Below are 14,869 nucleotides of genomic sequence, written 5' to 3' on the forward strand. Positions count from 1 at the left end.
GATGTCTCCAGATTATTAGGTGTTGGTCTATAGCGTTATTCAATGACTTTGCGGGTGAAGGCACTGAGGTAGGCCATCAGTGTCTCCGAGCCCTGCAAGGCCTTGTCGGGATCGCCGTCCTGAATGCCTTGAGCCAGGGTCAGATGGGCCTGCGCTCCGGCTTCCAGATCGCCTTCATATTGGTAGGCATACCAGAATCGTCGGCATTGAACGATCATGGGGGTGACGGCTTGTACAGCGAAGGTGTTGCGGCAGGCCTGATGGATCACCTCATCCAGATGCTGGTCTGCCAGCATGTAGGCGTCGATGTCTTTGGCGTCGGCGGCGTCTACCATGGTCTGTGCGTGAGCCAGCAAGGTGCTGCGCTGGGCCGGGGTGGCCCAGCGGGCTGCGCCTTGCACAATCAGACGTTCCAGGACCCGACGCGTTTCGATCAGGGTTAAATGCTCTGCTACGCGGATTTCGCTGACGCGCAGCCCGCGGCGTGGTTGCTGCTCGATCAGCCCCAAGGCCACCATGCGCATCAGGGCTTCGCGCAAGGGGGTGCGCCCCAGGCCCGTCATTTCCACCAGATCACTTTCCACAATGGCCTGGCCAGGCTCCAGTTTGAGTGTGGCAATTAACTGCTCAATCGCTTGGTAGGCGACTTCAGCGGCACGAGAAGAGGGGGCGGGGGCGCTACTCACAGGGACTCCAATATAAAAAATGGCATTAGAAGCCGGATACTTGCTGGGGCAGCCAAGTGGCAATTGCCGGGAACAGGGCGACGATCAGCAGGGTCAGCAGTTGGGCAAGAATGAAGGGCAGAACACCCCGGCAAACCTGCCCGTAGCTCATGTCTTTCGGGGCAATCGACAAGAGATAGAAGATCGACGAGGCCAAGGGAGGCGTCAGGTAACTGGTCTGAATCACAACGATGACCATCACGCCAAACCATAAGGGGTCCAGGCCACTTGCCACAATAAAGGGCAGGAACAAGGGCACGCAAATGAGCACGTTGGCGGTCCAGTCCAGCACAAAACCCAGCAGGAACACAATAGCCAGAAACAGGATGATCGTACCGGTACTGCCCAGTCCCAGATCGCTGGTCAGCATTTGCACCAGTCTGGCGCCGCCATTGGCAGCAAACGCCCCGGTAAACATGGTGCCCCCGGCCACAATCAACATGATCATGGCGGTAATGCGCACGGTAATGCGCAAGGCGCCGCTAAAGACCGTCCAGTTGAACTGACGATAGAACATGCACAGAACAGCCGCAGCCGCAGCGCCCAGGGCGGCTGCCTCGGTGGGGGAGGCGATGCCTTTCATCAAGGAGCCCAATACGGCGATGATCAGCAGCATCATGGGAACCAGACCACGCATGGTGATACTGATTTTTTCTCCGATAGGCCGGCGCATGTCCTCGTCATCGGCTCGTGGGCCCAGCTCCGGCTTGAGCGTGGTGGCAATGAGGATATAGGCCACAAACATGCCAGTCATCAGCAGACCGGGAAAAAGCATGGCCGCAAACAATTCCCCTACCGGTACCTGGGCCAGGGAGGCATAGACCACCGCCACCACCGAGGGTGGAATCATGGTGCCTAACGATCCGCCAGCGCAGATCGTGCCTGCAATCAGGGAGTTGTTGTAGCGAAAGCGCTTCATGGTTGGAATGGCCATCAGCCCGACCATGATTTCCACCGCCCCGACCACGCCTGCGGCAGCGGCAAAGGTGGCCGCCATGGCGATGGTGGCAATGGCCAGCCCGCCAGGCAGTCCGCCCAGCCAAAGCTGCATGGTGCGAAACAGGCGTGCAGCAATGCCTGAACGCTCCAGCAAGGCGCCCATCAGCACAAACATGGGAATGGCCGACAGGATATGGTTGGTGGCCGCTCCGTACAAGGCGCCATACATCTGGTCAAAAATCATGGGGCCAAAGGCGTACCACCCTGCCAGAAAGGCGGGCAGAATCAAGGCAAATGCTACCGGCATGCCCTGAAAAATCAGCAGAAACAAGGCTGGGAACATCAGTGCGGCGACCCATAAATTCATGGCGTCACCTCCGTGTGCTCAGGGCCCGCTTGCTTGGCGGCACAGCGCACGCCATGCGCCAGCAGTTGCAGGGTAAAGGCGATCAGGCCCAGGGCGATGCAGGCGTAAAACGGCCACATGAGCGGAGCCCAGGGGCTGACCATCTCGACCTCATTCAGCTTCCAGGCCATCCAGGCTTTGTGAATGCTGACTTTGCTCAACACGGCAAACAAAGGAAACAGCACCAGCAGATACAGGACCAGGTCTGAAATGCGAGCAAAGGACTTGGGCAAGTGCTTGCGAACCACATCAATGCTGATGTGTTCGTTCTGGCGCATGACCCAGGCCGTGCCCAACAGGAAAATGGCACCGTTCATCATGTAGGCCACATCGAACGCCCAGACCGTGGGGGCATGCAGAACGTAGCGTGCAAAGACTTCCCACACCATGGCCGTAACCAGAATGGCTGCGGCCAGTTCTGCCAGCCTGGCGCTGGCAAGGGCGATCAAGTCGATCAGTTTTGAAATAGGCTGCAGCATGGCAGCTCTCCTTCAGAAAGTAGGACTTAGTCGCGGATCAGGTAGTTGCTTTCGCTGCGCCAGCGGTTCAGAAACCCATCGTAGTCGGCGAGCAGGTTTTTCATGTAGTCGTTGCCCGACTGTGCCTGGGCGTCGGCTTTCTTGTGAACCCAGTCATTACCGGCATCGGCCAACTGTTTGATGAAGGCAGGGTCCAGCGTAATGACCTCGTTGCGCCCCTGACGATACTTTTCCATGGCCTTGATGTCGGCGTTATAGAAGTAGTCCAGCGATTGGTGGGTGGTCAGCTCTGCGGCAGCCTCGATAAGCTGTTGCAGATCGGCGGGAACTTTGTCCCAGGTGTCTTGCTTGAGCACGACTTCCCACATGAAGGTGGGCTGGTGTACACCGGGCACGACGATATACTTGGCCGCCTGATGAAAACCTTCGGGCGTGTTCGAGGAGGGGGTGGCCCATTCCACCGCGTCTACCCCTTTGCGCTGCAACAGCGTGTAGGTGTCGCCAGGGGGCACAACCGTGGGAACGGCGCCGAAATAGTCTTTCATCACATCCGCCCAGGCGCCAGACGTGCGGTACTTCAGACCCTTCAGGTCCTCTGCGGTACGGATGGGGGTGTTGGAGTGGGCCATGACTTCCGTGGACCCCAAACCCACAATCATGGTTTTCAGCCCACTTTTGGCGCGCAGCTCCTGCAACTTTTCCTTGCCGCCGCCTTCATACAGCCAGACGCGGTACGCATCGGGCCCCATACCACCGGGATAGCCCGCAAAAATGGCATTGGCCGGGTCCTGATTGACCAGGTAGCTGGAGGTGGAGTGACCCGCTTCCACCACACCCGTCTCTACCGCTTCAAATACCTTGAGGGCGGGCACGATGACTCCGGCCCCAAAGGGTTGGATCTCAACGCGGTCACCCGTCATCAACTTCACATTCTTTGCAAAGCGCTCCAGAAAGTTCTGGTAGAACGGAGAACCCTCAGGTACGGAAGTGGGCACGCGCCAGCTGATTTCGGCCGCCTGTGCCAGGCTCATGCCGCCCAGTAAAAATAAGCCGGCAAGCGTGGATGCACCAAGTTTGGTTTTCATGTTTGTCTCCAGTGGTTTTTTTATCGTCCCGCTCTGTCAGGGGCCTGAGGCCATGGCGAGAGCATGGAAAGCATCTTAATATTTTATAAATATATTAACAACATATTTAGATTGGGGTTTGTCCTAAACCGTTGTGCAGGGCTAGCCGGTGGCTCAGGCAGACGGAGAGGCTTGGAGAGGGAGACCTGCGCCACTTGTTAAATAGCAGGTCGATGTGTACCGAGGAGCCTAGGGCGCGACGCACGCGGTGCGCCGGGGGAGGGATACGGATGAGGGGGCTTTTCGATGGCCCGCGAACGGACTGGATCGTGGGTTTGCGTGTTTCGGGTCTTTCGTCGCTGCGGTCTAGCTGATACACTTTGCGGCTGCTTTTCTGCATGAAGCGCCGTGGGTGGTTGATAATCCGTCAGACGCGGTAAGGCCTAACCAGAAAGTGTGTTTGCGGTCATTTTGCAGTCGATGGGGCAGAACGGGGGCTTAACCCTCCCCTCTCGTTTGTGCTTATGTGTACGTGTCGACTCTGCATTGCTGGCTGGCAGAAACGCCCGCCGGGCCCATAGTTAAATGGATATAACTTTCCCCTCCTAAGGGAAGATTGCAGGTTCGATTCCTGCTGGGCCCGCCATTGCTGGGTAGGAAGCCGATCTGGCTGTATCGTCCGCCACGCTTCTTTTTGACACCCCAGACGTTCCCTCCTGATGTGATCCCTGACATTCTGCGCAGAATCGAGGGCTTGGCGTGTGTCCACCTCTTTTCAGGGAGCCAGCCTTGTCACGTGAAAAACAAGGCTGGCGGCAGACCCGCGCCCGGCGGGTCCGGCCAACAAGGCGGAAGATCGCAGTGGTGGCGAAAGCGCATCGCACTAATGGAGAGGTCGCTTGCCTAGTTCCTTGAGCGAGTGACGGTGCGCGTTGGCTGCACTCCATGTGCTGACCGAGTTTCGTGTGGAAGACAGGTAGTCATTTAAATCCCCGCTCCAAAGTTTGAATCCCAGGCAACTTTCCCATTTGTCTTGCTGATAAAGCCAGTAAGTTTGGCAGACGGTGCAGCAAAACAGACTTTGTATTCCTTGAGCCCCGCAGTTTTCTGCCTGGGTGACGCGTTTCATATAGGTATGTTTTGGGGTGTGCGCCTTGGAAAGAGGCAGGTTTTGGCACAAAATGCACATGCCTTTATGGTCGATTTTGCCCACTTCTTGCTCCTTTTTAAATAAAGGCGATGAATAGGGTGTTTGAAAAAAGACTGCAAGCTACTTTCTACAAAAACTATCAAACTGAAAGCAAGCTAGTCAGACCGCATCTTACAAATCTTGATGTGTCTTGGGTAGTGTCACCTGTAAAAAAATATTTCGTTCGCAAACAGCCGTAAATCGAGGGGGCCAGCAAGCCTTGGAAACGTGTGCTTATGCTCAGACATTGCCCGCTTGCCGCAGGCCTGAGCCGCGCTGCAACAAGTCTGCGCAGCCGCAAGGCATGTGAGCTTTCGCGCCTTGTGCTCAGTTGCTGGCTTTGGGGGCCGTCAGGGCGAAAGGGGCAGCGTACGTGTGGTTTACCGAGCCATCGGGCGGAAAACGTGTCATGGTTTGAAACCTGTTTTAATTTTGCCCAGTTTCGTTTTTATTTGAAATATATGCGGCTAAGCCCGGACTACACTGCCTTTATTTAGGAGGGATTAGCCATGAAAAACGACAAGGATTTTCTGGGCAAGGACGAGATGTTTTCCTCGGATTGTCGGGATCAGTCGCCACCGTTTGTGAAACCTTGCAAACCTGATTCCATAGACGGTTTTTTCGACCGTTTCGCCAAGGCAGTGACACGCTTTGCCGGCTCTCCTATCATGTTTTCCGTTGCGGTGCTGGCTGTGCTGGTATGGGCCTTGTCCGGCCCTTATTTTAATTATTCGGAAACCTGGCAGCTAATTATCAATACCGGCACCACCATTATTACGTTTTTAATGGTGTTCTTGATTCAGCAAAATCAAAACAAGGACAGCAAGGCCATACACATCAAGCTCGATGAACTTATTATTTCCTTGACGGATGCCAATGAGCGTCTGATTGATGTGGAAGAGCTGGATGAGAAACAGCTCAAGAAGCTGGAGGCCTACTATTCTGCGATTGCCTTGAAGGCACGCCGCCGTCTGGATGGGGACGCATAAAGAAAAAGGGCCGTAAGGCCCTTTTTATTAAAGCATTTTGCTGCGTTGCTGCTCGGCCCGTGAGGCTCCGATTGGTGTTTCGACCTGTTTTTGCTCTTCCGGTGGGGGCAGCACGGCGGGAAAGCCCAAGGACTGAATCCAAAGTTCGCGTGACCAGCCTTGCGTATGGTAGAGGTGGTGACCTTCATCGGGCGCGACTGCATCATGGGCCTGTTTAAGCAAGGAGGCCAGTGTCTTGTCCTTGCTTTGTTCGCCAACCAGTCCAATCAACTGCCAGTTCAGGTGATCTTTGGTTTCGGCCAGAATGACACATTCAGAGGCCACCAGCTCAGCAGCGTTGGGGTCGCCCGCTTGCTTGGCCAGTTCCATGGCCTTGACCAGCGCCGTGGCGATATGCTTTAAGACTTGTCGGCCAGGAGTTTGCTTAGCAGGGTCCAGGTTCAGCTGCTCGAAAATACGCATTAACACTTGTTGATGTGTCATGGTTTCGTCCAAATAGCCTTCCCATTCTTTTTTCAGGTCCGGGTTCTGTGCGCAGGAGATGGCCGACTTATAGACTAGTTCCCCGCCTAATTCGGTTTCCAGGGCTTGATACAGAAGTTCATGCAGCTGTTCGGTGTTGGCTTTATGGCTTGTCATCGTTCGCTCCAGTCCAAAAGTTAAGGTAGGAAGCTTCACCTTAAAGGCTCTGGCGCTAACAGATTATGCGATTTGATGGGGAGTGATACGGGCTGTGAATGACGTAAGCCCCAGGTAACAAACGGCGTGTGTTCAGGTTGAAAAGGCTTATTGCCGATGACTGGCTAAAGCCCTTGCCGGCTTGTGGTAGGATTGTGCGCTTTATCGCAGTGACGGTGCCGGCTCAAAGGGCTGCCGCAGCGGGCTGCGACTCATTGTTGAACGCATCGTCTCGTCCGGCTGGGTGTTCTCCAGTGCCAGGCTGATGCACTGCAGCAGGGTAGTCATGACACTCCAAGGTTGGAAACGCCGCGTTTTTTACGTGGGTTTGTTTGAGTTTTTTGCTATTGTTTTTTCATCCTTCTTGCTGGCGTATTTTGCCGGGGGCAAGGCATCCGAGTCCGCCCCTATCGCTGTGGCGATCTCAGTCATTGCGATAGTCTGGAATTATGTGTTCAACACGGCGTTTGAACACTGGGAGGCCCGACAAACCGTCAAGGGCCGCAGCCTGTTACGCCGCAGTGTGCATGCCATTAGTTTTGAGGCCGGCCTGGTGGTGTTTATCGTGCCTTTGTACATGTGGTGGTATCAGGTTGGCCTGTTGGAGGCTCTGCGTATGGAAGTGGCCATTCTAGTGTTCTTCCTGATTTACTCCTTCATCTTCAGTTGGACGTTTGACCGTGTGTTTGGCTTGCCGGCCAGCGCCGCCTGAGCCTGGGGGTCGATGAAAAAGCCGCGTAAAGCGGCTTTTTTCTTATCCGGCCAGGGCTGGGCTTCCCGGTCTGTTCAGCCCAGTTCAGCTTGCCGGCGTGCCTGGCAGATGCGGGCGTGATGGATATCGGCCCATTTCACCAGTTCTCTCATGGGCGTCAGAAAGGACTGCCCCAGGTCAGTGAGTGTGTACTCCACGCGCGGCGGGACTTCCGCATAGAGCGTTCGCTGAACAAACCCGTCTGTTTCCAGGCGTTTGAGAGTCCGTGAGAGCATTTGGCGCGATATATCACCAATTTCCCGGCCTAGCTCATTAAAGCGCAGGGTGCCTGGCGCCAGGGCTTCCAGAATCAGCAGGCTCCACTGGTCGCTAATGCGATCCAGCACATCTCGAATGGGGCAGGGCTGCGCAAATTCTTCTTGCAAAGGACGGGGAGCGGGTGGAGCAGTGCTCGATGAGGGCATGGCTGAGGATCTTCCTGGGTTCAATAGTCACCTTCGTGTGACCTGGTCTGGCCGATGTGACTTCTTGTGGTCGCTCAAAAAACTGTCTAGCATCACACTTAATGGTCTATTTTATAGACCAGGTCTTTATTTGAGCACACAAGGAGCGTTTATGTCTCGTATTGCATTGATAGGGGCTTCTGGCGAAGTCGGCTCACGCCTGTTAAAAGAGCTGTCGGATCGTGGTCATACGGTGACAGCGATTGCCCGCCATCCCGAAAAAATAGTCAGCCTGCCCAATGTCTGGGCTGTTCAGGGTGATGTGAATGATCTGGATGGATTGATCGCACTGTTGAAAGGACACGATATTGCGGTCAGCGCAGTTCGTTTTGTGTCCTCAGATCCTTCCAAGCTGATTACGGCGGTTCGGGCGGCCGGTGTGCCGCGTTATCTGGTGGTGGGTGGCGCAGCCAGTCTGGACGTGGCCCCCGGTCAGCGATTGATTGATCAACCTGCCTTCCCGGATGCTTATCGAGCCGAGGCGCTGGGTGGCATCGCCTTTCTGGATCAACTGCGTCAAGAAAAAGAGTTGGACTGGACGTTCTTGTCGCCCTCCGCCGAGTTTGGCCCCGGCCAGCGCACGGGCACGTTCCGTATTGGTACAGACAGTCTTTTGGTGTCCGACCAAGGCAGCAGGATTTCTTACGAGGATTACGCCGTCGCGTTGGTCGACGAAATTGAGCGACCGGCTCATTCGCGACAGCGCTTTACCGTCGGTTATTGAGCCAGGAGCGGGATAGTGGGAGGATGTGATCTGATGGGTATCTCCAATTTTGTGGGCGGGCTTTTTCTGGTTGGGCACAAATGCAGCGTTGGCTGTCAATTCGCAAACTCGTGATGGGGGCAGGAAGAACGCCATCGTAAGTGAGTGATCGATTTTTACGATAGCGTCTTTAAACCGTACCGTATCGGGTTCAGGAAGCCGTGTTTGTCGCGCCGAGAACTATATCCAGCCCCATCCGCAAGCGCCAGACGGCAAGATCATGGAGCATTGGGTGGTGATTCAGGCTGTGCCGCAGGCCACCATTACTATCAACACCCTGTTTCAAGCCCAGTTGCGTGGGCTTGATGCTCTGCGCCGGTGTAAAGAGGGCGTATGGGTACCAGAAATAAAAGACCCGCCATCACTGACGGGTCTTTTTGTTGTAGGGGTAGTTAAAAGGACTGTTTTACGGACCAGCGTTTTTGCTGTTGTTTGGCAGGGTTTCACGTCCGGCCGCCTAAGCCGTCTGCATCCTGATCTTGGCTTCGCGGATCGGCAGATTGACGATGGCGGCCAAGGTGGCCAACGCAATATCGGCCCACCACATCCAGCTATAGTCCCCGAATCGGGTTAAGGCAATACCGCCTAGCCAGGCCCCTAGAAAACCGCCAATCTGGTGTGAGAACAAGGCCAGACCAAACAAGGTAGCCAGATAGCGTGTGCCAAATAGCTTGGCGACAATATTGGCCGTCGGCGGCACGGTAGCCAGCCAGGTCAAGCCCAGGCCCACCGCAAAAATATAGAACACCAGATCGGTTTTGGGCATCATCAAGTACCACAGAATCAGTACGGCCCGCGACGCATACATCAATGCCAATACGTATTTGCTGCGCCAGCGGGCAATGCAGGAACCGGCGGCAATGCTGCCAAAAATGTTTGCCAGACCAATCAGTGCCAGCGACCAGCTGGCTACCGAAGGGGGCAGGCCGCACAGATCAATTTCGCCCGGCAGATGCGTGACCAGAAAGGCAATATGAAAGCCACAGGTGAAAAACCCCAGGCTCAGCAGCAGGTAGCTGCGGTCTTTCATAGCATTTTTGAGGGTCTGGGCCAGGCCTGGCCCGCTGGCAGGCGGTGCCGGCGTGAAGGCCACTGCTTTCTGGGCCTTGTTGCCCACGCTGAGTTTGCGAATCAGTGGCAAGGTCAGCAATGCCGTTAGCGCCAGGACCCAAAACGTGGACATCCAGCCGACCCAGCCGATCAGTTTTTGAACCACAGGTGCAAAGACAAACTGGCCGAAAGAGCCGCCTGCATTGATCAGACCCGACGCCTGTCCACGCGCATGATCGGGAATGCGCTGGGCGGCGGCACCAATCAGCGTCGAGAAGCTGGCGGCGCCCGAGCCGATATTGGCCAGCAGCCCCAGCGTCAGTGTCAGGCCCAGGCCGGTGCCAATAAAAGGGCTTACCGCGCAACCCAGAGCCAGAATCAGCAGGCCCGCGATCAGTACCCGATCGGGGCCCCAACGGTCAGAGCACGCACCGGCAATCGGCTGGATTGCGCCCCAGGCCAGTTGCCCCACGGCCATGGCAAAGCTGATGGACAGGATGCCCATGCCGGTTGCTTTATCGATGGGGCCAACGAACAGGCCAAAGGATTGACGGATCCCCATAGTGACCATCAGGATGCCAGCAGCAGCCAGGGTCACCGTCATGACGGCAGGCTGGCGCAAAGATTGAAACATGGGGTCCCCTCTGATTATGCAGGCCTGAATTATCTGGCGAAAAGCCAGGCCGGTGCAATCACCTGGCCGGATGTGACGCGACTGGGCGGACAGTGTGGCTACATCTTGCCGCCCGATGCGCTCAGCCTTTTTCCAGACCGGCCTGTACCGGGCGCGCTCCCAGCACGTCGATCAGTACCTGGGGATGAATACCCAGCAAATAACCGCGTCGTCCGCCATTAATGTAAATGGTGTCGAACGCCAGCAATTCTTCTTCTAACCAAACGGGCATGGCTTTACGGGTAGCAAAGGGTGAGGTGCCGCCGACCAGATAGCCGGAATGCCGCTGGGCGACTTCGGGTTTGCAGGGGGCAATTTTTTTTGCCCCGGTTTGCCGAGCCAGGTTTTTGGTGGAGACTTCGCGGTCGCCGTGCATGACGATAATCAAGGGTTTGGCGTTTTCATCTTCCATGATCAGGGTCTTGGCGACCCGGTGCAGGTCCAGGCCCAACTGGGCTGCCGCTTCCATGGCTCCGCCGTGGTCGACATAGTTGTAGCTGTGCTCGCTAAAGGAAATGCCTTTTTTACGCAGCCACTGTGTGGCCGGTGTTTCGCTGACGTGTTTTTCTTTTGCCATATCGTGCTTGGGCGCTCAGGCGCGTGGGTGATGGGCCGCGTGCAGTGCTTTCAAGCGTTCACGCGCCACATGAGTATAAATCTGGGTGGTGGAAATGTCGGCATGTCCCAGAAGCATCTGCACCACGCGCAAGTCCGCCCCATGATTGAGCAGATGAGTGGCAAAGGCATGGCGAAGAACATGCGGGGACAAGGGGGCCAGGATACCGGCCTGGAGTGCATATTTTTTGACGATCAGCCAAAAAGACTGTCGGCTCATGCAGGTGCCGCGACCGGTAATAAACACAAAGTCGCTGCGCCGCTGTCCCAGTAAAGCGGGTCGGGCTTCGCGTAGATACCGGTCGACCCAGTGCATGGCTTCCTGCCCCAGGGGAACCAGCCTGTCTTTGCCTCCCTTGCCTTGGTCAATACGCAGTACGCCATCACTCAGGCTCAGGTTCTGCAAGGGTAATTCAGTCAGTTCGGTGACACGCAAACCGCAGGCATACAAGGTCTCCAGCATGCAGCGGTCGCGCAAGCCCAGGGGATGGTGGATATCTGGTGCGGCCAGCAGACGCTCGACCTGTTCTTCAGACAAGGTATGCGGGACGCGCGGCGCCTGACGGGCACTGCTCAGTTCCAGGCAGGGGTCGTCCTGGCGCATGCCTTCCTGTACCGTCCAGTTGTAAAAGCGACGCAAGGTGGCCAGCCGCCGGTTGGCGGTGCTGGCCTTGCTCTGATCGGCTTGACTGGCCATCCATTCGCGCAAATCGCTGGCTTGCAGCTGTTCCAGGGCTTTGCCGTCGCGTTCGCGCTGCGCCCATTCCTGCAGGCGTTCCAGATCCTGCCGATACGCCTGCTGCGTGTTGGCGGCTAGGCCGTCTTGCAACCAGAGCATGGTGATGAAATCGGATATCAGACTGGCTGGCGTCATGAAAGAAAAGTGCTCAAGCGTGGCTGTCAGCGTGCCGTGGGCAACGCGGATCACAGGGGAAAGCCGCCATGCTATCACTCTCGGATGATGAACTTCATTCGGCAAGGGGCGCTGACTTGCGCTATATACCTATATATATTTCCTGATTATACTCATGCCCTACACCCGTTCCGGAGGAGAAAATCATGTTCAAACGTGTCGTATCGGTAGCCGCCTTATCCCTGTTTCTGCAAGGCACAGCCCAAGCCGATGAGTTGGTGGTGGCCGCTGCTGCCAGCCTGACCAATGCCTTCAAGGAACTGGCAGGCCAGTTTGAGGCTGAAAACCCGGGCACCAAAGTGCTGACCAGCTTTGCCGCCTCGGACGTGTTGCTGCAGCAGATCATCAACGGTGCCCCCGTGGATGTGTTCGCCTCGGCAGATCAGAAGGCCATGAACAAGGCCGAGCAGGCCAAGGTGCTTGACCCTGCTACACGCAAGAATTTTGTACAAAATCAGGTTGTGCTGATTGTGCCTGCTGACAATCCTGCCAAAGTGACCAATGCCGGCGATCTGGGCAAGCCCGAAGTCAAGCGCGTGGCTTTGGGCAACCCTGCTGTCGTCCCCGTTGGCCGCTACACCCAGGCGGCTTTGGAAAAAGCCGGGCAGTGGGAAGCCGTGAAGCAACGCGAGATTCTGGGGCAGAATGTGCGCCAGGTGCTCGATTATGTGGCTCGGGGGGAGGTGGAAGCCGGGTTTGTTTTCGCAACGGATGCTGCCATCATGAGCGACAAGGTTCAGGTGCTGGAAGTACTCAAGACGACCGAGCCGGTCACTTACCCCATCGCGCTGGTCCAGCGTGATGGTCGTCACGACAAGGCGCAGGCCTTCCAGGATTTCGTCATGTCCGAGTCTGGCCAGGCAGTGCTGGCAAAATACGGTTTTGCCCAACCTTGACAGGATATTGATTGCAGGATGACTTCACTTTGGATTCCCTTGAGCCTATCGCTCAAGGTCGCCGGTTGGGCGACCCTGCTGGCCTGTGTGCTGGGTATAGGGCTGGCCTATGCCCTGTCGCGCTGGCAGTCGCGCTGGTGCGATCTGCTCGACTCCGTCCTGACCTTGCCCATGGTTTTACCCCCTACGGTGATCGGCTATTACTTGCTGGTTCTGCTGGGCCGGCGCAGCAGTGTGGGTCAGTGGCTCTCCAGCATGGGGATTGAACTGGTTTTTACCTGGCAGGGGGCGGTAATAGCTGCGACGGTGGTCGCTTTCCCGATGATACTGAAAGCGGCCCGCGCCGCGTTTGAGGATGTGGACCCGCGTTTGGAAAATGCTGCCAGTGTGCTGGGCCTCAAACCCTTGGCGATCTTCTTTCGTGTCAGCCTGCCTCTGGCGGCGCGTGGCATTATGGCCGGCGTCTTGCTGGCCTTTGCCCGTGCCCTGGGCGAGTTTGGGGCGACCTTGATGATTGCCGGCAGCATACCGGGTCGTACCCAGACCATGTCGATTGCCATTTACGAGGCCGTCCAGGCGGGCGAGGATCAGCAGGCCCTGGTGCTGGTGGCGATTATTTCAGTGACGTGCGTACTGGTCTTGTGGAGTACCAGTGCGCTGTCACCACGTCATGTGCGTCGTAAAAGAGGGATGCAATGAGCCTGACGGTACAGATTCAACGCAGCGTGTTCAGCGAGGCGCGCCGCTTCGAGCTGAATATACAGATTCAGACCGAAGCCCGTCATATCGCCCTTTATGGGCCTTCGGGTTCGGGCAAGTCTTTGACGGTGCAAAGTGTGGCCGGTTTGTTGCGCCCTGAGCGTGGCCGCATCCAGATTGACGGGCAGCTTTATTTCGATTCCGAGGCAGGCATCAATCTGAAGCCGCGCGAGCGCCGGGTCGCTTATCTGTTTCAGGATTATGGTCTGTTTCCGCACCTGACTGCTGCACAAAATATCTGCTTTGGCCTGAACAAGGGTTTGTTCAATCGCTCTGTACGGACCCTGCCCGCCGCCGCCCAGCGATGGGTCGAAGCGTTTGAGCTGGAGTCGGTGCTTGGCAGCTACCCGGCCCAGTTATCAGGCGGGCAAAAGCAACGCTGTGCCTTGGCACGGGCCCTGGCGCTTGAACCGCGGTTACTGTTGCTGGATGAGCCTTTGGCTGCGCTGGATCAGGACTTGCGCAGCCGTTTGCGCGCCGAGCTGGCCCAGTTGCAAAAGCAGATTGATATTCCTACCATCCTGATTACCCATGACCCCGAGGATGCCCGGGTGCTGGTCGAGGAGGTCTATCGCATTCGGGATGGGCGCGTCCTGGAGTGCTGTGCCAGCGCGGACTTGAGCGCGCTTACAGCGTAGCAATCATCACACTGGACGCTTTGAACAGGGCATAGGCTGCCTGGCCTGCTTTCAGTTGTAGATGCTCGGTGCTGTCCAGCGTGATGCTGGCAGTGACTGTCAGGCCCTGTGGCAGCTCCAGGCGGACTTCGGCATTGACCGCACCGTTAATGACATCCGTAATCGTGCCAGGCAACTGATTGCGTGCGGAGAGCGTGCTGCGTGTGTCACTGGTCCCAATCATGATCGAAGACGATTTCAGAAAGGCCAGCACTTTCTGTCCTTCGCGCAAGCCCAGGTTCTCAGTGCTTTCATGGGTGATGGAGGCCACAACCGTTTGGCCCTGGCCAATGTCCACATGAATTTCATCGTTGACGGCACCGGCCTTGATCGTGGTGACGATGCCGGGAAGCTGGTTGCGAGCCGAGGTTTGCATAATCATGGTTTGGAGTAACTCCATCTGAGTGGCTACGGTAGGCATCAAACGGCCAATACGGTTCATGAAGCGCTGGTGCAGCCGGTCATAGGTCTGATAGAGCTCCAGCAGTTCTTCGGCTTTTGGGGTCAGGGTGGCACCGCCGCCGCGATGGCCTCCGGTGCTGCGCAGCACCAGGGGTTCGCCCGCCATATTGTTCATGATGTCGATGGCGTCCCAGGCCGCCTTGTAGCTGATGCCAATATGGCGAGCCGCGGCAGAGATCGAGCCTTGCTCAGCAATGGCAGCCAGCAAAGCCATGCGGCGTGCGCTGCCCCAGGTATGGTCGCCAGTACGCAGCGACAAGCTGCCGGTTAATTCAGTGTTGGGGGTGTTTGAGCTAGACATGGTGCTAAGTGTAAGTGCGGGAACCAACAAGTGATAGAGCGTCGGTACAATGGCCCGGTCAGCGCTGCTTGCTGTT

At 56.6% G+C, this 14,869-nt stretch carries 16 protein-coding genes and 1 tRNA gene; 7 read left to right on the forward strand and 10 right to left on the reverse strand.

The annotated features are described in order from the left end of the window. Positions 1–35: 35 nt before the first annotated feature. From FE795_RS04005 to dctP, 4 genes are read right to left on the reverse strand one after another with little or no spacing between them, the layout of a single operon-like run. On the reverse strand, positions 36–686 hold the full coding sequence (locus tag FE795_RS04005) for a GntR family transcriptional regulator (protein WP_059318708.1): 651 nt from the start codon (positions 684–686) through the stop codon (positions 36–38). Between the two features lie 25 nt (positions 687–711). Next, positions 712–2,031 carry a TRAP transporter large permease gene (locus FE795_RS04010; protein ID WP_219235737.1) on the reverse strand — a complete coding sequence of 440 codons (1,320 nt, stop codon included), beginning with the start codon at positions 2,029–2,031 and terminating at the stop codon, positions 712–714. Next, positions 2,028–2,549 (reverse strand): TRAP transporter small permease subunit, encoded by a 522-nt coding sequence (locus tag FE795_RS04015; protein ID WP_003803430.1) that lies wholly within the window; start codon positions 2,547–2,549, stop codon positions 2,028–2,030. The genes FE795_RS04010 and FE795_RS04015 overlap by 4 nt, the downstream gene beginning before the upstream one ends. A 26-nt stretch (positions 2,550–2,575) precedes the next feature. After that, on the reverse strand, positions 2,576–3,634 hold the full coding sequence (gene dctP / locus FE795_RS04020) for a TRAP transporter substrate-binding protein DctP (protein ID WP_003803428.1): 1,059 nt from the start codon (positions 3,632–3,634) through the stop codon (positions 2,576–2,578). A 550-nt stretch (positions 3,635–4,184) separates the two neighbouring features. Between dctP and FE795_RS04025 the strand changes: the two genes are divergently transcribed. Both FE795_RS04025 and FE795_RS04030 read left to right on the forward strand, forming a co-directional pair. Continuing rightward, positions 4,185–4,259, forward strand: a tRNA-Arg gene (locus FE795_RS04025). A 1,052-nt stretch (positions 4,260–5,311) separates the two neighbouring features. After that, positions 5,312–5,791: a low affinity iron permease family protein gene (locus tag FE795_RS04030; RefSeq protein ID WP_003803425.1), complete on the forward strand. Its 480-nt coding sequence runs from the start codon at positions 5,312–5,314 to the stop codon at positions 5,789–5,791. A 27-nt stretch (positions 5,792–5,818) separates the two neighbouring features. On the opposite strand, the gene FE795_RS04035 is transcribed toward FE795_RS04030, so the two are convergent. Continuing rightward, positions 5,819–6,430: a ferritin-like domain-containing protein gene (locus FE795_RS04035; protein ID WP_003803424.1), complete on the reverse strand. Its 612-nt coding sequence runs from the start codon at positions 6,428–6,430 to the stop codon at positions 5,819–5,821. A gap of 325 nt (positions 6,431–6,755) precedes the next feature. Here FE795_RS04035 and FE795_RS04040 point away from each other — a divergent pair, with 325 nt between their 5' ends. Continuing rightward, entirely contained in the window at positions 6,756–7,181 is a 426-nt protein-coding gene (locus FE795_RS04040) for a PACE efflux transporter (RefSeq protein ID WP_003803423.1), read from the forward strand. 74 nt (positions 7,182–7,255) lie between these two features. Here the strand turns inward: FE795_RS04040 and FE795_RS04045 are convergent, their stop codons facing one another. Beyond that, positions 7,256–7,645 carry a winged helix-turn-helix transcriptional regulator gene (locus FE795_RS04045; RefSeq protein WP_131071343.1) on the reverse strand — a complete coding sequence of 130 codons (390 nt, stop codon included), beginning with the start codon at positions 7,643–7,645 and terminating at the stop codon, positions 7,256–7,258. 151 nt (positions 7,646–7,796) lie between these two features. On the opposite strand from FE795_RS04045, the gene FE795_RS04050 reads away from it, so the two are divergent. After that, complete coding sequence (locus tag FE795_RS04050; protein ID WP_131071344.1) at positions 7,797–8,408, forward strand: NAD(P)-dependent oxidoreductase; 612 nt, start codon at positions 7,797–7,799, stop codon at positions 8,406–8,408. A gap of 496 nt (positions 8,409–8,904) precedes the next feature. Here FE795_RS04050 and FE795_RS04055 read toward each other — a convergent pair whose 3' ends face one another. The 3 genes from FE795_RS04055 to xerD form a co-directional block, all read right to left on the reverse strand. Then, complete coding sequence (locus FE795_RS04055; RefSeq protein ID WP_003803419.1) at positions 8,905–10,131, reverse strand: MFS transporter; 1,227 nt, start codon at positions 10,129–10,131, stop codon at positions 8,905–8,907. Positions 10,132–10,252: 121 nt separating this feature from the next. Beyond that, the gene (gene ybaK / locus FE795_RS04060) at positions 10,253–10,747 is read right to left on the reverse strand and encodes a Cys-tRNA(Pro) deacylase (RefSeq protein ID WP_131071345.1); all 495 of its coding nucleotides are present in this window, start codon (positions 10,745–10,747) and stop codon (positions 10,253–10,255) included. A 15-nt stretch (positions 10,748–10,762) separates the two neighbouring features. After that, a complete protein-coding gene (gene xerD, locus FE795_RS04065; protein ID WP_039943829.1) occupies positions 10,763–11,659 on the reverse strand; it encodes a site-specific tyrosine recombinase XerD in 897 nt (298 codons plus the stop codon). Between the two features lie 185 nt (positions 11,660–11,844). On the opposite strand from xerD, the gene modA reads away from it, so the two are divergent. From modA to FE795_RS04080, 3 genes are read left to right on the forward strand one after another with little or no spacing between them, the layout of a single operon-like run. Next, positions 11,845–12,594 (forward strand): molybdate ABC transporter substrate-binding protein, encoded by a 750-nt coding sequence (modA, locus tag FE795_RS04070; RefSeq protein WP_003803413.1) that lies wholly within the window; start codon positions 11,845–11,847, stop codon positions 12,592–12,594. An 18-nt stretch (positions 12,595–12,612) separates the two neighbouring features. Beyond that, the gene (gene modB / locus FE795_RS04075) at positions 12,613–13,293 is read left to right on the forward strand and encodes a molybdate ABC transporter permease subunit (protein WP_003803411.1); all 681 of its coding nucleotides are present in this window, start codon (positions 12,613–12,615) and stop codon (positions 13,291–13,293) included. Next, entirely contained in the window at positions 13,290–13,991 is a 702-nt protein-coding gene (locus tag FE795_RS04080) for an ATP-binding cassette domain-containing protein (RefSeq protein WP_003803409.1), read from the forward strand. Before modB ends, FE795_RS04080 begins: the two co-directional genes overlap by 4 nt. Here FE795_RS04080 and FE795_RS04085 read toward each other — a convergent pair. Beyond that, positions 13,981–14,793 carry a TOBE domain-containing protein gene (locus FE795_RS04085; RefSeq protein WP_039943730.1) on the reverse strand — a complete coding sequence of 271 codons (813 nt, stop codon included), beginning with the start codon at positions 14,791–14,793 and terminating at the stop codon, positions 13,981–13,983. The genes FE795_RS04080 and FE795_RS04085 overlap by 11 nt on opposite strands. Positions 14,794–14,869 lie beyond the last annotated feature (76 nt).

Origin of the sequence: Alcaligenes ammonioxydans, assembly GCF_019343455.1 — a bacterium.
In the GTDB taxonomy this organism is placed as follows: Bacteria; Pseudomonadota; Gammaproteobacteria; order Burkholderiales; family Burkholderiaceae_B; genus Alcaligenes; species Alcaligenes ammonioxydans.

Coding starts and splice junctions, on each gene's coding strand:
- FE795_RS04010 (WP_219235737.1), bottom strand. CDS start 2,031: ATGAATTTATGGGTCGCCGCACTGATGTTCCCAGCCTTGTTTCTGCTG.
- FE795_RS04015 (WP_003803430.1), bottom strand. CDS start 2,549: ATGCTGCAGCCTATTTCAAAACTGATCGACTTGATCGCCCTTGCCAGC.
- dctP (WP_003803428.1), bottom strand. CDS start 3,634: ATGAAAACCAAACTTGGTGCATCCACGCTTGCCGGCTTATTTTTACTG.
- FE795_RS04030 (WP_003803425.1), top strand. CDS start 5,312: ATGAAAAACGACAAGGATTTTCTGGGCAAGGACGAGATGTTTTCCTCG.
- FE795_RS04035 (WP_003803424.1), bottom strand. CDS start 6,430: ATGACAAGCCATAAAGCCAACACCGAACAGCTGCATGAACTTCTGTAT.
- FE795_RS04040 (WP_003803423.1), top strand. CDS start 6,756: ATGACACTCCAAGGTTGGAAACGCCGCGTTTTTTACGTGGGTTTGTTT.
- FE795_RS04045 (WP_131071343.1), bottom strand. CDS start 7,645: ATGCCCTCATCGAGCACTGCTCCACCCGCTCCCCGTCCTTTGCAAGAA.
- FE795_RS04050 (WP_131071344.1), top strand. CDS start 7,797: ATGTCTCGTATTGCATTGATAGGGGCTTCTGGCGAAGTCGGCTCACGC.
- FE795_RS04055 (WP_003803419.1), bottom strand. CDS start 10,131: ATGTTTCAATCTTTGCGCCAGCCTGCCGTCATGACGGTGACCCTGGCT.
- ybaK (WP_131071345.1), bottom strand. CDS start 10,747: ATGGCAAAAGAAAAACACGTCAGCGAAACACCGGCCACACAGTGGCTG.
- xerD (WP_039943829.1), bottom strand. CDS start 11,659: ATGACGCCAGCCAGTCTGATATCCGATTTCATCACCATGCTCTGGTTG.
- modA (WP_003803413.1), top strand. CDS start 11,845: ATGTTCAAACGTGTCGTATCGGTAGCCGCCTTATCCCTGTTTCTGCAA.
- modB (WP_003803411.1), top strand. CDS start 12,613: ATGACTTCACTTTGGATTCCCTTGAGCCTATCGCTCAAGGTCGCCGGT.
- FE795_RS04080 (WP_003803409.1), top strand. CDS start 13,290: ATGAGCCTGACGGTACAGATTCAACGCAGCGTGTTCAGCGAGGCGCGC.
- FE795_RS04085 (WP_039943730.1), bottom strand. CDS start 14,793: ATGTCTAGCTCAAACACCCCCAACACTGAATTAACCGGCAGCTTGTCG.